The organism is Kushneria konosiri (genome assembly GCF_002155145.1).
GTDB lineage: Bacteria > Pseudomonadota > Gammaproteobacteria > Pseudomonadales > Halomonadaceae > Kushneria > Kushneria konosiri.
In genome coordinates this window covers 38937-53793 of record NZ_CP021323.1, presented here as the reverse complement: position 1 = coordinate 53793, position 14857 = coordinate 38937, and the positions used below count along the sequence as shown (strand labels likewise).

Sequence of the window (14857 nt, the reverse complement as noted above, 5' to 3'; positions counted from 1 at the left end):
TGGCGTGTCGTGTTACCGACCGCCCGGCCACCGTGAGGATGGAAAGCCATGAAAGTATTGATGATCGATAATCACTATCGCTCTCCCATGTACTGTATATAAAGACATCCCATCTTCTGGAGGCCCCGCCATTGGCGGGGCCTTTTCCTTTTTGGCACATATCAAACCGTGCCCATCCTGTTATGATCTGGGTAAAATGCTGGGTAAAAGTGATTTACCCAGTCCGACACGGAGCTTTTACCCAGCCATGCCAATCTCAGATACCAAGGCGCGACAGGCAAAGCCCAAGGATAAGGCGTACCGCCTGGCGGATGACAACGGCTTATACCTCGACGTGCAGCCGTCCGGCAGGAAGAGCTGGCGGGTGCGTTACTTCGTGGATGGCAAAGAGGGCATCTATACGATCGGGCAATACCCGGGTGTGGGCTTGAAGGAAGCCCGCGCGGGTCGTGACTGGGCAAAACATCATGCCGCCAACGGTGTGCATCCGAAGAAGGCCAAAGAGAAGGAACGCGCGGCCGAGCGCCGCGAGCAGGTGAATACGTTTGGTGTATTGGCTGAGGAATGGTACCGCCACGAGTCTGGCCGCTGGTCTGCATACTATGCCCGGCAGGTCAGGAAGGGTTTCGATAACGATATTCTGCCCGCGCTGGGGGATCGGCCCATCAAGGAGATCACGCCGGCGGACATCCTCGAGCTGATAACCGGCATCGCTGACCGTGGGGCCCCATCAGTGGCCACGCTGGTGCGTCAGTGGATCGGTGCGGTCTATGGCCATGCCATCAACACACTGCGCGTCGAGTCTGATCCAACGCAGGCGCTGCGCCGAACCGTACGCCGTGTGCCCACCAAGCACTCCACCAGTCTGACGCCTGCCCGGCTGGCGGATCTGTCCCGCGATATTGATAACTCGAAGTGCTACCGGCTGACGCAGATTGCGATGCAGGTGTTGATGCTGACGATGTTACGTACAGGGGAGATGCGCCAGGGGCTCTGGCAGGAAATCGACTGGGAGAGAAAAGAGTGGCGGGTGCCGAAAGAGAAGATGAAGCGGCGCATACCGCATGTTGTGCCGCTGTCTGATCAGGTCATGGCGCTGCTGACTGATCTGCATGGCTATACCGGCGGCCGGGACATCATGTTCCCGAACAATCGGCGGCCCAATGAGTTCATGACGAACACGACGATCAACACATCGCTGGTGCGCATGGGGTGGGGCGGGGAGTTCAGCGGCCACGGTTTCCGCGCGACGGCCTCAACGCTGCTGAATCAGCATGGCTGGCGGGGTGACCTGATAGAGAAGCAGCTGGCGCACTCGCCCGGCGACAAGGTGAGAGCGGCGTACAACCACGCAGACTATCTGGATGATCGACGCCGCATGTTGCAGTGGTGGGCGGATTATATCGACGGACTCAAGCACGACGCGGGGCAGGTGCCGAGCGCGCCCATTCCTGCCTGATCCATTCGTTCACTTCAGCCGCTCGCCAGCGCACGCCACCGTTGAACATCCGGCGCCCGGCCGGGAATTGCCCGTCCTGAATCATCTTGTACATCTTGGTGCTGCTGTAGCCGGTGCGCTCGCACACCTCTGACATCGACAGCAGTACTTCCTGCTGGGCTTGATACACCAGTAGTGCTTCCATTCGCTCGACCAGGCTGGCCAGCCGCTCTTCATTCTGTGTCTGCATGGTCACGCTCCCCTAAGTTGTCGTTCATATTTCGCGATTCGTGATACACAAGCTGTCTTGCGTATCGTGTGCGAGCATCAAAAGGCGTCCTTCTCTTCTACGGCGCGCCTATCGCAATCAGCCCTTGCCCGCTCGAGCGCATACTCAGGCTGCCCGGGAAAATCGATGGTGCTGCGCATCACCGCATGGGTCATGTTGCTGCGATAGACCCGGTAAAGCCCCGGCCCTTCGTGCTTCACATAGCAGCGGGCATTCTCATATACAGGCATGGTCACGCTCCCCTCAGTCTGTGTTTATGCTCTGCGTGCTGGTCACGCTCGTTCTGGGCCTGTTGCTGGCGGTGTCGCTCGACGGCTTCGGGAACGCCAGGCGTGTGCCATAGCCGTCTGAGTCGATCCTGCTGGCGGTCACGCTGCCGGCGGATGATCGCCAGCAGGTCGGTCTGGTCGAGTGGCTCGCCGTCCTCACCGACTAACCCGGTGCCATCACATGCTGCGCACGGTCCGCTCGAGAACATGCCCGACCACTCGCCGGTACCGTTGCATGCCGGGCATGGCGCTGTGGCCGGTTCCTGCCAGTGGAGAGGGCGGGTCTTTGCCATTACTCTGTCGCCTCCAATACCCAAACCGTTGCCACTGCCCAGACGATTAATCCAAGCGGTGGCCATAACCCCATCCAGATCGAAACGCCGGCAGCCACGACGCCGAAAGCGACGGCCGCCATCGGATCGATCACGCATCACCCCGCGCCAGTGCATCCCGGTAGCCCTGAATGCCATTGATGGTGATCTCGCCACCGACTTCGGTCAGGCTGTCGATGAGCTCATCGAGCGTTTCGGTTTGAATGCGGCGGTCACGATCATTGATGGCTTTGAAGGATGGAAAGCCGCGGATGTGTTCTTCGGATGCAGTGAGCTGTTCCTGAAGCTCGTCGCGCTCTTTCTTCAGCGCATGGATGGCAAAGAGGATTTCTTCATCGACGGGCTGGCAGTCGAGCTCTTTGGCTGTATCGACCAGCACCTTATCCAGATCAGCCACGGTGGGCGTTATCGGTGATACCCATGTGTGCGCTGGCGGCTCGGTGCGGCTTTCGCTGTCGCGAATAAACCTGTTGTCCTCTGACAAAAAGCCTTTCGGGTTCGCGTCTCGTTTCATGCCTCTTCTCCCTGTTCAATTTCCTGCACCCAGCGCTCGACCTTGGGGCCCAACGGGTGCGATGACTGGCGGTTGCGACCTATGTCGCCGTTGGCAGCGAATACCGCACGGGCAAACCCGCGAGGAGTGGCGCTGCGGATATTGGCGCGCTCGGCGCCAGGCGGGCAGTGGTGGATGCGATTGTCCGGCGGCTCCAGGCCGTCAGCTTCAAGCGCTGGCGGCATCACGAATCCGCCGCCGCACCACAACCATGTCTCTTTGCGGTAGTTGTCGTCCGGCTCCCAGCCCGTGTAGTGGAATGGGTGAAACTTGTGGTCTGGCTGGCGGAATATGCGACTGAATGCGGACATGGGGTTTTCCATGATCCACGGCGCGCCGGACATGTTGCCGATCGTCTGGCACTGCTCTGCTACCCGCGTGGCCTTGCACTGAAAGTACCGGTCGGCTGCCGCCTTCTTTGCCCACCAGCGGGTGCCACTCAGGGAAACGTCAGTGCATTCTGGGAAGCCTGCGACGAAAGCGATTCGCCCCAAGTTCTCGCGAATGACCCGCCAGCTTTCCGGGTGATCGATGATATGGCCTACCCGTATCCATGGTCCGTCCGTTTGGACGCCCTCAGGATGCTGTGGATCAATCAATATCGCGCGATAGCCGGCATCTACCCAAGGGAGTGCCATGACGCCCGTGAGGTCGCACAAACAGAGAATGGTGTCCCTTATCATGCGATAGCTCCTCTCGACGCACGGTCAATGGCAGTCCCATGGCCTGGGTCAAAGCCATGCTCTTTCCAGAAGTCCCTTACTCTTGCGGCTGCATCCTCTTTGTCCTCAAAAAGGCCGAGATAATGATCTTTGCCCTTGTGCTTTGTTTGCGCTCGCCACTTGCTGGCGGCTTTTGACCACACAACACCGGCATAGCCACTGGTATTGTTTGAAAATCTAGGGAGGTTGCGGCGGTTGTGCTGAGCGTCTGATTTTCGAAGGTTTTCCCAGCGATTATCTGTGGCGTCTCTATTCACATGGTCAATCTCTGCCGGCGGCTGTTCGCCGGTCATCATCATCCAGATGATTCGATGTGCCATGTATCGACTGTTGAGCACCGAAACCGTGAGGCACTCATAATCACCACCTACGACCCTTTTATACTTCCAAGTGGCATCCCTGCCTGCCCATCGCGTATTCCATGCCTTCGACATGCTGTCGCTATACTTCCTGGTCAAAGAGCCTGTTACCGGGTCGTAATGAAGTATCGACAGCAAAGTGCTTTGATCAGGTATCGGCTTTGCCATGATCACCTCCCGCCGGGTCCACCGGCTGCACCGTTGCCTCACCACCCAGCGCATGCATCAGCTTTTCGATGGTGTGTGCCAGGCACTGGGCCGCCAGCACGAACTCCGTCTCCATCTGCATGACCGGGTTTTCGTCGCTGTCGGTGTCGTCGACTTCCTTCAGCACCGCATCGGCAAACCGGATGCCTTTGATGCTCATGTCCTCGACCAGGGTGAATGACATTTGCTCTTCGAACGTCAGCGCCATCTGCGAGACCTGGCGGCCTACTTCCAGCGACGTGCGGACTTCATCGCCGTCGACATCAATGGACGTGGCCACGATCTTTCCGTCATCGCCTTTGGCTCGCAGGACCACGCGATCGCCGACCAGAACGCCATCGGGCCGGGTAGTGGGGTCGTTGAGCCATGTGGTCATGGTGCGCCCGGCGGGCGTTTGCGGTGCCAGCGGTATGACCTTCAGTGAACCGAGCGTTTCGCGCAGCACGTCCAGCGCTTCCTCGGCGCGCTTGGAGCTGGCGGCCGCCACGCCGATGATGTTGGCCTTGGTGTCGATCCAGACATCGGTGCGGCTGTTCTTCACGAAAGCCCGCGGCAGCAGCTCTTCAACGATGCGTTCCTTCATCGCCAGCTTATCGCGGCGCCCGGGCGGGAATCCCTGCTGGGCGGTGAGCTTATCGACGCGCTCGGCCAACTCATCACGCACGACCGGGGCGGGCAGGATGCGTTCCTGCCGCATCAGGGTGATCAGGCGGTGGCCAGAGACCTCATGCACCAGCTGTCCATTGCCAGCGCTGCCCGCCGGGTCAGACCAGCCGACACGGCGGGCCTGTGTCTCGCTGCACGGCTGAAAGCGGTATATCTCCAGCGCCTCGGCGAGCTGCTCGAGCGGCAGATGCTCGGTGTCGAGCAGGCGGTAAATCTGTATATTGCGTGCCCACATCATGATGCTTTCTCCTGTTGATCAATGCGCTTGAACTCAACGACCCAGACCCACGGGTTAGCGTCCCAGCTTCCGTCGCCGTTGATTGATTCCCAGAGCTGCCAATAAGCGTTCCGAGCGCTGTGCTTCCAGTCGCGCCATGGCCATCCATGATCATCTGTGCCGGGAAGTCCATCGCGATCGGGGATTCCGAACTTGAACATCTTTCCGTCTTTGCTTATCTCGGCGAGACCTTCTGCTTTAGCATCCTTTTCACTTATGTCTTTCAGCCGCTCGACACGGACGCTGACCACTTCAAGAAGGATGCGACTGGCCCATCGAGGCATGTGAATGGATGGGCGCCAACGTGGCGCGCCTGATCGGTCGAAGCCTTCACGGAAGACGGCGGCTGTATATCCATCTGTCGGATGCTCAACTTGATCGATGGTCCCGGTACCGATGCTTCCGCGATAAGCCGTTCGCGGCAGAAGGACGTGAGCCTCCCTCACCCAGAGACGATCACCGGGCTGGCCGTAGGGGCATTTGATCGACCATTCACCATCCTCTGAAAATGCGCCGAACAACTCCGGTCCCGGCTGAGCTTCGCCGCGCACGAAAACTGTCGGTGCGAACATGCTCGGGCCTTCTATCTCGCCGCAGCCCTCCGGCGGCTGATCCTTTAAAGCCCGTCGGGTTTGTGTCTTCCTGCCATCAAGCAAAGCTCTGACCATGGGGCCGGAGAAAAGAATGGGGCGCTCTTTGGCTGCCGTTGCTGTTTGCATGTTCATCTCCCTGCTTTCGTTTGCCCTGCCTTAAAAAAGCCCGGCCGATCGGCCAGGCAAACGCAGGGATTACATGTGATGCACCGTCGCGCATCTGGAAGGCTCCGGCTTGCGTCCCTGCACGGAACCAGCGGATGCAGCGCTGGCCCGGGGCCTTTCAGATGGCCAGCAGATACGCTGCTGGCGCCGTCGTTCATTCGGCCATGGTTGACTCGGCTGGCGGGTCGATGGGGTCAATCGGGTCACGCGGGTTGATGCAGATGGCCCCGACCATGAACAACATCACCAGCGCATAACCGCCCCCGCTGATGGCCCACATAATCCAGCCGCCGATGTCTGCTTCAGTCATGAGTGTTTTCCTTGTTGGCGTTTGGCGTAGTCGCGCATCAGCACGAACGTTGCGGGGTGACAGCTGGCGGCGACGCGCTGGCTGGTGCGCTCTTCGAGAATGCGTTTGCCCTGTTCCGACCGTCTCAGTACCGAGGGGTAGTCGTAGTAGCAGGCCTTGCACGTGTTCGTGGTCTGGCCGCGATTGATGATGAAAAACGTACGGTCGTCGGGCCATGTTTCGCCGCATGCGACGCATTTCTTTTCATCGAGCGATTGGTTTTCGAGGTCCATTGGTCACTCCTGAGAGCAGGTGAGCGTGTTGCCGCCTCGTTCGATGCAGTCCTGATAGGCCTGCCGGAATGGCTGCTCAGTGGCGGCAGCGCAAGCGATGAGAAACACAAGGGAGAGCAGGAGGGCGGCGCCCATGACCTTGAGCCATGAGCGTTCTTCCATTTCCTCCCGCTTTTCGTCGTCGTAGTCTTCGTCGAAAAACATGGTGCTTAGAATTTCCAGTTAACGTTGCCGCCAACCGCCTGGTGGCCGCGGCTGTCGTGGCTGACGCTGATGTGGGCGAAGGTGCTGCTGGTCAGGGCGCCACCCACAGCGAGGGATGCGGCACTGGCACCTCGGTAGGCGCCACCGGCCAGACTCAACTGCATGCCGCGATAGTTGGTGTCCATGATGTGGCTGCCGGCGGCGATGGCTGAGGCGATGCCCGCCTGAAGGTCTCGGTCGGCTTCCTGCCGAGCATCTCGCTCAATGGCGATGGCATGGGCGTTGGATTCGATGGCGGCAGCATGCTGCTCAAACTGGGCCGCTGACTGGCGCTGGTAGGCCTCGTTGACCTGCTGGTTGTAATCAACCTGATAGGTGATGGCGTTGTCACGCTGGACGCTGGCGGCGCGGTCGGCGGTGACCTGCTCATTGGTCTGGCGGATGGCACCTTCGGCACCGTCGAGCCGCTCGGCGTTGTTGATGCTGCGCTGGTCGGTGACGGCGTGTGCCTGCTGGCCCTGCTGGATGGCTTCTGAAAGCTGGGCGTCAGTCTCTTGCAGGAAGCCAATGGCTTTCTGGTTCCCCAGGCTGCGCTGGGTGTTGCCGTCAATTACCGCGCGGTCCCTGTCGGCCTGATCGATGACCCCGCCGATACGGGCATGGGCGTTATCGATGCTGCCGTCCTGTCGCTGGTCCCTTGCGTCACCGGCATCAAGTCGGCGGTTCTGCTCTTCCTGGCCAATGTTGATGGCGCGGATGGCGCCTTCCTGCCGATCGGTCCAGCCTTCAAGGTTCGTCAGTCGCTCGCCCTGGCCGTCAATCTGGACCTGCTGGCGGCCTGTCCAGGCGTTGTGATTGTTATCAGAGCGTTGGAGGTGGTCGATCATGTCGCGCTGATCGTTGGCCTGACCCTGAATGTGATTGTTGAAGCGCTGCTGATCGCCCCAGTAGGGCACCGATACGTCACGGGATGAGACGCTGGCGGCGTCAGCCTGTGATGACAGGGCGGCGATAACTGCGGCGGATGCGGTAATGGCGATGATCGGGTATTTCATGGTATGTTCCTTGCCGTTGTGGCGTTTCTTCGCGGTTTCGTCCAACAGCGCCCCATTCCCGTGGGGCGTTTCTATTTGAGCCTCTGGCTCACTTCCTTCAGGTGTTCCTGCACTGCTTTTTCCAACTCGACCGGATCGGTAATTCGTTCTGCCGTGACCCGGTAAACCCTGTGATCGAGTAGCACCAGCCGATGCTGGCGGTCGGTATCGGTCAGCAGCGCCTCGATGGTCTGCTGTAGCGCTGCACGTTCTGCGAATAGATCCATGTCAGCGCCTCACGCTCGAGATGCTGCGAGCGGTGCGCGTTTGCAGGGCCCGCTGATCCCAGCAGCGTCTCAGCACTGCCATTTCGCGAGCCTTGCCACGATTGAATGACCAGCTCAGGTCATCCGCTGGCTGGCGGCGTGATGGCCGGCGGCCCGCCAGCCAGTGAAAAGCGATGAATGCGGCGACCAATGCCGCGCCGAGTGCGGTGGTCATGCGGCCACCTGCTGGTGTTCGTCCAAAATGAGCAAGAAAGCTTCGCCTTGAGTCATGATTCGGCAGCACGCAAGAAAAAGCTCAAAGACGAACGGCGACATATGCGTGACGTCGACGAAGTGGCCTTCTTCATCGCGAAGAGTTACGTGTGTGGTGCCGTCTGCGCCGGGTTTGGTAGTTACGTACATGGGTGATCTCCCTTATTGATGAATGCATACGCATCCCGAAGCGGTGGCGCTTGGGGATGCGCCCCGGTTGCCCGGGACGCGATCTATTCCGAATTGTTAAAGAGCGTGCTGCTTACCCGGCAGCTCGGGTGATTCTTACTGCTCGACCAGGGCGACGCGGCCGCGGTCGACCGACAGCCGCCAGCCATTGCTTATGGCGACTGTGAGGAAATCGACAAGTGCGAAGTGATACGGGTACGAGACCGGGCCTCGTGGGGTGCTGACGACCGTTGAGCGGATCATGCCTGTGCCTCTCGCTGTGCAATTCGCACGCTGCTGACCTGCTGGCGAGCAGGGCGAACACGCATGGCCTGTTGCTGCATGCCGGCGGTCAGCGAGAACATCACGAGCATGATGCACAGCGGGCTGATCCAGCCGCGGCGCATGGCTTCAGCGACGGCGGCGGTGCTGCGCTCGACGTGGAGCTTGTGATAGATGACCGCCATGGCCTTGCCGACGATTGCCGGACTGATGCCGTGCTGGCGGGCTATCTGCTTGTGCGTCATGCCCTGGGCAACACCCAGCAGATACAGCGCCTGTTTCGGAGAAAGATGCTGGCCGTCTCGCTTCTGAGGCGTGATCGCTTTCCAGCCGTTCGATTCGATGATTTTCATTTTTTTTCACCAGTCCCTGCGTTGAGCTGATGAATGCAATGTAATCTATACTTACTTTAATGGTCAATAGAAAAGTAAGAAAAACTTTCAAATATTGTTAGTTTGGCTTTTGGAAGGCATGAAAAAAGCCCGGCTCAATGGCCGGGCTTGGTAGTTCTACTGTCTGGTATCAGTGTCGACGCATGCTCATCTGCGCCATTACCACACCAACCACACGACAGTCGGATGTGAGCTGCATGTACTGCTGATGCCAGTTGCGGTTCAGCACTTTCAGTATTGGACCGGTGCCGGGCTCAATCAGGTACCGCTTGAATGTCGCTTCCGCATTGCCGTGCTGCTCGCATAGCACCACGACATCATCCCCTGATACCGGCTCAACATCAGGATCAACAAATATCAGCACGCCTGGCTGGTAGCTATCGATCATCGATTCGCCCTGAACACGCAAGGCAAACGTAGATGGCCCGCAATTTGGAGGGCGAGGGCACATCTCAAAATCCCCGACATTAACGGTGACGTCGGACCATTCCCCAGCTTGCACCCAGCTGATAACCGGCACTGATCCATCGATCCTTTTGGTCACTTCTACTGGCTGGCCTGCCTCCCCAGTAAAGAAGTAGATCAGAGGCATGCCGGTAGCTTTCGAGACGTTGCGAAGGTTTTCGGCTGAAGGGCTGGTCTTTCCCTTTTCCCACTGAGCAATGGCCGGGCGTGACACTTTGATTGCATCTGCCAGGGCTTGCTGGGTCATATTTGCCTCAGCCCTTGCGTGAGCTATCCGCTTACCGAGTTTTTCTTCCTCGCTCATACCGTTTTTACCCGAATGGTCGTGTGTCGCGATATTGAAAGAATCGCTTACGCACGACAACGGCAGAGTTACTTGCGTGTCAGAGTAAGTCTGACTTACACTTAGGGGATCAAGGTTAAGCATGGATTACCTAAATATGACACCTGAGCAGGCACTTGAAAAAGCAATTCTTCTCGCGGGCGGGACTTCGGCGCTTTCTCGATGCCTGGGCATCAGTTCCCAGGCAATTTCTCAGTGGAGTGTCGTTCCGGCTGTTCGGGTTAATGCAGTCGTGAAAGCTACTGGCGGGAAAGTCAAAGCGAATCAACTTCGTCCTGACGTTTTCGGCGCTCATAGCGCTGCTTGATGTTGAGCATTTTACCGCCAGCGGCACCGAATATAAGCGTGCTCGACTCGGCTGGTTATTTATACAGGGGTACGGGAATGGAACGCATCGACCTATCACAACTCACTGACCGGCAGCTGCAGATGCATGCCGATCGCGCGCAGAACGATCATTTCCTATGCGGCCAGAGTGATAACCGCCCGGGCATGGTGATGGCGCTGGCGGAGTATTACCGCATCCGCGTCGAGCAGTCCGGTCGTCGTGTGGCCCAGCTGCGCATTGATGGTGCCACGCTGGAGCAGCTACATGCTGCTGAGACCGGCGAAGCGCTGGCCGTCGCACAGCTCAATTACTGGTCTGGCGTGGCCGCTGGCCAGCAGGCGGTGGCGGTATGAGCATGCTCCTGATGGTGAAGGCTTTCGGAATCAACGTTGGCAATGCCAGCCGTAAGCTGGTGCTGCTCAAGCTGGCGGACAATGCCAACGACAAGGGCGAGTGCTGGCCGTCGTATCAACATATCGCTGACCAGTGTGAAGTCAGCAGGCGTACCGCCATGAATCACATCGAGGCGCTATGCGCTGCTGGTCTTGTCTCGAAGGTGAGCCGGAAGGGCCCGAAGGGTAACGCCTCAAACACCTATCTGCTCAATCTCGATGGTGGTGAAAAAACTGCACCAGGTGGTGGTGAAAAATCTGCACCACATGGTGAAAAAACTGCACCAGATAGTGAAACCGTTACACCACCCCCTGGTGAAATGGTTGCACCCGGAATCAGTCACTCTTTTGAATCTGTCAGTGAACCTGTCAATGAATCGTCGCAGCACGGCGCTGACGCACCGGCCGCCGGCCATCTGGTCATCGATTCTGGTGATGCTGACGAACAGCACGGCCCACGCTGCGCTATCCCCGAAGACATGCCCGGCCCGAAAGACCAGAGCAGCAAGACCTACCGCGCCTGGGCCAACTACGCGCTGTGCTACCGCAAGCGTTACGGCGTATTCCCGATCTGGAATCAGCGCACTGCTGGCCAACTGTCCCAGCTTGTCGACCGTGTTGGTGCTGAGATCGCCCCGGGCGTTGCCGCCCACTACGTCCAGCTGAACAACCAGTTCTATGTGAGCAAGGGCCACCCGGTCGGCTTGATGCTGTCTGACTGCGAAACCATCGCGATGCAGATGCAAACCGGCAGCCACATGACATCGGCCCGGGCCCGCCAGATTGACAGCACCCAGAGCAACGCCAGCGCTGCCGACGATGCAAAACGCCTGATTGCCAACGGATGGGAGGATTGATCATGCCCCTGAATCGCCAACACGCCGAAAAGCTGGTCGAAGAGATCCTCGCCACCGCTGAAATACTCGGGCAGGAGATGCGGGCCACGGTCGTCAACGTCATGGTCCGCGACCTGCGGGAATACGAATACAGCGATGTCAGCCAGTCGCTGACCCGATGCCGCGCCGAGCTGACAGGCAAGCTGACACTTGCCGCGATCCTTGAGCGCATGCAGGGCGCCAATCAGTTCCTGTCCCCGAATGAAGCCTGGGCGCTGGCCCTGACCGCTCAGGATGAGCTGGAGACCGTTATCTGGACGGCTGAAGTCGCCACGGCCGCTGGCGTGGCCCAGCCGATCCTTGATCTGGGTGACAAGGTGGGTGCCCGCATGGCGTTCATCTCGGCCTATGAGCGTGAGGTGGCCGCTGCCAAGTCCGAGCGCCGCCAGCCTGAGTACATGGTGTCACTGGGATACAGCCCAGAGCGCCGGCAGGAGGCGATCACCCAGGGCGTCAAGAAAGGCCTTCTTGCCGCTCCCAAGGTTGAGCACCTGCTGCCTGCCCCCCACGGCTTCAATGAAGAGAAGACTGGTGACCCTGAGCGAGATCGAAAAGCCAATGAGGCGATCGCGGGCCTGCGTAGCCTGCTCAGAGCGCCCAGCGAAGAGAAGGCCCAGCAGCGCGAACGTGAAGAGCAGCGCCGCCAAGAGTTGATCCAGCAGGCAGAAATGAACCAGTACAAGAGGGCCACAGCATGAGCACACCAATCGGAACACCGACCGGCCGTGAAGTGTCCGCCGCTGCTTTTCAGGATGCCCGCCGTTCTGGCGCTGCCCTCACAAAGCGTATGCAGATCCTTTCGCACCTATGCGCCGCTGGCGGTCCGTTGACCCGGCAGGAGATCAGCGACCAGACCGGAATGCCCATCAATGTGGTGTGTGGCCGAGTCAATGAGCTGCTGGGGATGGGACATCTTGAGCTGGCGGGCATGCAGGAACGTCAGGAGGGGCCAAGCCGCCAGCTGGTGGTGGCCACCAATGAGGGCTTTGGGATGTTCGAGACCGAGGCGGCGCACGATGACGGGGAGGTGCGGGCATGACTTCCGCCAGCCGCACCACACGCGCCGTCATGCTCGGCCAGAACCCGGACTTTCGACTCTATCTCGATCATGCGGTGCGGGCTCGCAAGGGCCTCACCCATGACGTGGTTCCAGACGGCACTCATTCAGAGACCGATGCCGCCGACTTCATCCGAAAGGCCTGTGGCGTCAATAGCCGGGCGCGTCTCGATTCATCGCACAGCGCCGCCCAGATGTTTGATCGCATCGTCAGTGACTATCAGGCATGGAAGCGCCGGCAAGGGAGGGCGGGCCGATGATCACACTGTCGATGCCTTACCCACCCAGCACCAACCGGCTTTGGCGCAGCGCCCGCACCAACGGCAAAACCAAGGTTCTGAGCAGCGATGAGGCAAAGCGCTTCTATTCCCATGCTGCCGTGGCGATCGCCGAGCAGGGTGCTCGTGGCCGAAAGCTGGCGGGCCCCATTGAGATGACAGTGACTCTGTATCCACGCAACCGAGCAAAGTTCGACATCGACAACCGGCTCAAGTCGTTGCTGGACGCCTTCACCAAGTCTGCGGTTTGGATAGATGACAGTCAGGTTCAGCGCATTACTGTTGAGCGGGCCGAAGAGATCGTGAAAGAGGGCCGCTGCATTGTGACCATCAGCACCATAGGGGAGCGCTCATGAGATCCATTAAATCGATGATCCGGATTCTGGGGATGGCTGAGGCAAGCGAGCAGCAGCGGCAGCAGGCAGCCGAGCAGCTAGTGCTGGCGGCGATTGAGGCGGAGGTAGATTACCGGCTGTTCGAGGAAGACACGCGAATCGGGTATCCCAGCATTTCACCCACGGCTACCCTAGGCAACGTGCCGGGATGCGGCAGCGGCGGTTATGACACTATGGAATGGGAATGCGAGCACATGGCGCAGCGCTCACATGTGGCGCAGCTGGGGCAGCAGCTGCTGGCGGATCTCCCGGCCCGCGCACTGGCGGCGGTGATGCTGACGGCATACCCCACGGCGGCACCCAAGGGACCGGTCGATGAAGAGCGTCTGGCCCGGGCGCCGCGAGAGGTGACGCTGGGCTGGGTAGTAAAGCATCAGTTCCAGCTGGCGGAGCGTATGGGGCTGGGGCGTCGTTTGCATGTGCGCAATGGCAAGCTGGTGACGCCGTGGGCGGCTTTTCCTACAGATCAGGCCTTAAAGAAGGCCGCCAGCAGGGTCAGACAGTGCCTTGCTGATCGTGTGCTGATGATCTTCTCAAAAAGCGAAGAACTGGCAGCATAAACAGGCTGTACAAAAATACACACAACATATTGTGTTAATTGTCACCGTTAGCTACTATATCTGTACTGTGCGGTATTTGCGTCATTAACCACTGATCAAACATCGCACACAGCTTTCATTCCCGGAAGCGTACCCCTTGAGCCCCGATCTTCCCGTGATCGGGGCTCATCTATTTCTGAGGCTCGCCGATTGGCGGGCCTTTTTTGTGCCCGATCGGCAGGACAGGAGTGATGACCTTGATGAGGACAAGTCAGAACGGCCTTGACCTCATCAAGGCTTCAGAAGGTCTCGAGCTTACGGCTTACCGCGACAGTGTCGGCGTTCCGACCATCGGATACGGCCACACGCTCAATGTGAAGATGGGTGATGTCATCACCGCTTCACGCGCTGAGTCGCTGCTGCAATCTGATCTCAGGCGCTTCGAGGCGGCCGTCAATCGTATGGTCGTCGTCGAGATCAACCAGAACCAGTTCGATGCGCTGGTGTCGCTTTGCTTCAACGTCGGCAATGCCGCGATCAAGTCATCCACTCTGCTGCGACTTCTCAACGCTGGTGACTACCTAGGCGCCGCTGATCAATTCCCGCGCTGGGTATATGCCGGTGGCGTAAAGCTCAATGGGCTGGTCAAGCGGAGAGCTGCCGAGCGGGATCTATTTCTTGCCCCGGCGCAAGCCCGGGCGCCCGCCAGCTGGCTGGATGAGCTGGTGTTGTGCAGTGATTCAAACTGCCGGCCGTATGGAAAGGAGTCTCCATGACGATCGACACCATCTTCGTGCTGCTTCAGATACCGTTGGCCGCGATCAGCGCGGCGCTGTATGGCCGGCAGTACAAGAGGCATGGCCCCGTCAAATATAGCCGCCAGCACCGCGGCGAATGGATTCGCTCAATGATCTGGCTGATGATCGCTGCCGTGTCCTGCGGGATGGTGGCCTGGCGTCTCGGCACCGTGACCGAAGTGGTCGAGGAAGGCTATCGCGCTGCCGGCGGCATGGCGGTGCAGACGCTCTATCAGATCGTCGTACTCATTGCATATGTGGCATTGAAGGATCACAGCGGCTCGAAAAACTAGGAG

At 59.2% G+C, this 14857-nt stretch carries 28 protein-coding genes; 11 read left to right on the top strand and 17 right to left on the bottom strand.

Going from position 1 to position 14857, the window contains the following annotated elements; genetic code table 11:
- Window positions 1–247: 247 nt before the first annotated feature.
- Entirely contained in the window at window positions 248–1459 is a 1212-nt protein-coding gene (locus tag B9G99_RS00335) for a tyrosine-type recombinase/integrase (RefSeq protein ID WP_158521408.1), read from the top strand.
- Here the strand turns inward: B9G99_RS00335 and B9G99_RS00330 are convergent.
- From B9G99_RS00330 to B9G99_RS00255, 17 genes are all read right to left on the bottom strand, one after another.
- Window positions 1413–1688: a helix-turn-helix transcriptional regulator gene (locus B9G99_RS00330; RefSeq protein ID WP_086620245.1), complete on the bottom strand. Its 276-nt coding sequence runs from the start codon at window positions 1686–1688 to the stop codon at window positions 1413–1415. The two genes, B9G99_RS00335 and B9G99_RS00330, sit on opposite strands and share 47 nt — an antisense overlap.
- Window positions 1689–1765: 77 nt before the next feature.
- Window positions 1766–1957: a hypothetical protein gene (locus B9G99_RS00325; protein WP_086620244.1), complete on the bottom strand. Its 192-nt coding sequence runs from the start codon at window positions 1955–1957 to the stop codon at window positions 1766–1768.
- Between the two features lie 2 nt (window positions 1958–1959).
- Window positions 1960–2427 (bottom strand): hypothetical protein, encoded by a 468-nt coding sequence (locus B9G99_RS00320; RefSeq protein WP_148663892.1) that lies wholly within the window; start codon window positions 2425–2427, stop codon window positions 1960–1962.
- Window positions 2420–2725 carry a hypothetical protein gene (locus B9G99_RS00315; protein WP_148663891.1) on the bottom strand — a complete coding sequence of 102 codons (306 nt, stop codon included), beginning with the start codon at window positions 2723–2725 and terminating at the stop codon, window positions 2420–2422. Before B9G99_RS00315 ends, B9G99_RS00320 begins: the two co-directional genes overlap by 8 nt.
- A 113-nt stretch (window positions 2726–2838) precedes the next feature.
- Entirely contained in the window at window positions 2839–3564 is a 726-nt protein-coding gene (locus tag B9G99_RS00310) for a hypothetical protein (protein WP_227875858.1), read from the bottom strand.
- Window positions 3561–4130, bottom strand: coding sequence for an HNH endonuclease signature motif containing protein (locus B9G99_RS00305; RefSeq protein ID WP_158521407.1), 570 nt, complete (start codon window positions 4128–4130; stop codon window positions 3561–3563). Before B9G99_RS00305 ends, B9G99_RS00310 begins: the two co-directional genes overlap by 4 nt.
- A complete protein-coding gene (locus B9G99_RS00300; RefSeq protein ID WP_227875857.1) occupies window positions 4111–5073 on the bottom strand; it encodes a recombination-associated protein RdgC in 963 nt (320 codons plus the stop codon). Before B9G99_RS00300 ends, B9G99_RS00305 begins: the two co-directional genes overlap by 20 nt.
- Window positions 5070–5831, bottom strand: coding sequence for a hypothetical protein (locus tag B9G99_RS00295; RefSeq protein WP_086620240.1), 762 nt, complete (start codon window positions 5829–5831; stop codon window positions 5070–5072). The genes B9G99_RS00300 and B9G99_RS00295 overlap by 4 nt, the downstream gene beginning before the upstream one ends.
- Window positions 5832–6024: 193 nt before the next feature.
- Window positions 6025–6180 (bottom strand): hypothetical protein, encoded by a 156-nt coding sequence (locus B9G99_RS16810; RefSeq protein ID WP_158521406.1) that lies wholly within the window; start codon window positions 6178–6180, stop codon window positions 6025–6027.
- Window positions 6177–6452, bottom strand: coding sequence for a hypothetical protein (locus B9G99_RS00290; protein WP_086620239.1), 276 nt, complete (start codon window positions 6450–6452; stop codon window positions 6177–6179). The genes B9G99_RS16810 and B9G99_RS00290 overlap by 4 nt, the downstream gene beginning before the upstream one ends.
- A 3-nt stretch (window positions 6453–6455) precedes the next feature.
- Window positions 6456–6656, bottom strand: a complete 201-nt coding sequence (locus B9G99_RS00285) for a hypothetical protein (RefSeq protein ID WP_086620238.1) — start codon at window positions 6654–6656, stop codon at window positions 6456–6458.
- 5 nt (window positions 6657–6661) lie between these two features.
- Complete coding sequence (locus B9G99_RS00280) at window positions 6662–7711, bottom strand: hypothetical protein (RefSeq protein ID WP_086620237.1); 1050 nt, start codon at window positions 7709–7711, stop codon at window positions 6662–6664.
- Window positions 7712–7782: 71 nt separating this feature from the next.
- On the bottom strand, window positions 7783–7977 hold the full coding sequence (locus tag B9G99_RS00275; RefSeq protein ID WP_086620236.1) for a hypothetical protein: 195 nt from the start codon (window positions 7975–7977) through the stop codon (window positions 7783–7785).
- A gap of 1 nt (window position 7978) precedes the next feature.
- Complete coding sequence (locus B9G99_RS00270) at window positions 7979–8191, bottom strand: hypothetical protein (RefSeq protein WP_086620235.1); 213 nt, start codon at window positions 8189–8191, stop codon at window positions 7979–7981.
- Entirely contained in the window at window positions 8188–8379 is a 192-nt protein-coding gene (locus B9G99_RS00265; RefSeq protein ID WP_086620234.1) for a hypothetical protein, read from the bottom strand. The genes B9G99_RS00270 and B9G99_RS00265 overlap by 4 nt, the downstream gene beginning before the upstream one ends.
- Before the next feature lie 278 nt (window positions 8380–8657).
- Window positions 8658–9032, bottom strand: a complete 375-nt coding sequence (locus B9G99_RS00260) for a response regulator transcription factor (RefSeq protein WP_086620233.1) — start codon at window positions 9030–9032, stop codon at window positions 8658–8660.
- 169 nt (window positions 9033–9201) lie between these two features.
- The gene (locus B9G99_RS00255; RefSeq protein ID WP_158521405.1) at window positions 9202–9840 is read right to left on the bottom strand and encodes a LexA family protein; all 639 of its coding nucleotides are present in this window, start codon (window positions 9838–9840) and stop codon (window positions 9202–9204) included.
- Window positions 9841–9961: 121 nt separating this feature from the next.
- On the opposite strand from B9G99_RS00255, the gene B9G99_RS17275 reads away from it, so the two are divergent.
- The 10 genes from B9G99_RS17275 (at window position 9962) to B9G99_RS00205 (ending at window position 14854) form a co-directional block, all read left to right on the top strand.
- Window positions 9962–10186, top strand: coding sequence for a transcriptional regulator (locus B9G99_RS17275; protein WP_366941604.1), 225 nt, complete (start codon window positions 9962–9964; stop codon window positions 10184–10186).
- A gap of 77 nt (window positions 10187–10263) precedes the next feature.
- The gene (locus B9G99_RS00245) at window positions 10264–10560 is read left to right on the top strand and encodes a hypothetical protein (protein WP_086620231.1); all 297 of its coding nucleotides are present in this window, start codon (window positions 10264–10266) and stop codon (window positions 10558–10560) included.
- On the top strand, window positions 10557–11456 hold the full coding sequence (locus B9G99_RS00240) for a helix-turn-helix domain-containing protein (RefSeq protein WP_086620230.1): 900 nt from the start codon (window positions 10557–10559) through the stop codon (window positions 11454–11456). Before B9G99_RS00245 ends, B9G99_RS00240 begins: the two co-directional genes overlap by 4 nt.
- Window positions 11457–11458: 2 nt before the next feature.
- Entirely contained in the window at window positions 11459–12193 is a 735-nt protein-coding gene (locus tag B9G99_RS00235; protein ID WP_086620229.1) for a hypothetical protein, read from the top strand.
- Window positions 12190–12534, top strand: a complete 345-nt coding sequence (locus B9G99_RS00230; protein ID WP_086620228.1) for a hypothetical protein — start codon at window positions 12190–12192, stop codon at window positions 12532–12534. Before B9G99_RS00235 ends, B9G99_RS00230 begins: the two co-directional genes overlap by 4 nt.
- Entirely contained in the window at window positions 12531–12812 is a 282-nt protein-coding gene (locus B9G99_RS00225; RefSeq protein ID WP_086620227.1) for a hypothetical protein, read from the top strand. Before B9G99_RS00230 ends, B9G99_RS00225 begins: the two co-directional genes overlap by 4 nt.
- Complete coding sequence (locus B9G99_RS00220) at window positions 12809–13186, top strand: RusA family crossover junction endodeoxyribonuclease (RefSeq protein WP_158521404.1); 378 nt, start codon at window positions 12809–12811, stop codon at window positions 13184–13186. The genes B9G99_RS00225 and B9G99_RS00220 overlap by 4 nt, the downstream gene beginning before the upstream one ends.
- A complete protein-coding gene (locus tag B9G99_RS00215) occupies window positions 13183–13785 on the top strand; it encodes a hypothetical protein (protein WP_148663890.1) in 603 nt (200 codons plus the stop codon). The genes B9G99_RS00220 and B9G99_RS00215 overlap by 4 nt, the downstream gene beginning before the upstream one ends.
- A gap of 239 nt (window positions 13786–14024) precedes the next feature.
- Window positions 14025–14540, top strand: coding sequence for a lysozyme (locus B9G99_RS00210; protein WP_086623183.1), 516 nt, complete (start codon window positions 14025–14027; stop codon window positions 14538–14540).
- Window positions 14537–14854 carry a hypothetical protein gene (locus tag B9G99_RS00205; protein ID WP_086620224.1) on the top strand — a complete coding sequence of 106 codons (318 nt, stop codon included), beginning with the start codon at window positions 14537–14539 and terminating at the stop codon, window positions 14852–14854. Before B9G99_RS00210 ends, B9G99_RS00205 begins: the two co-directional genes overlap by 4 nt.
- Window positions 14855–14857: the final 3 nt, after the last annotated feature.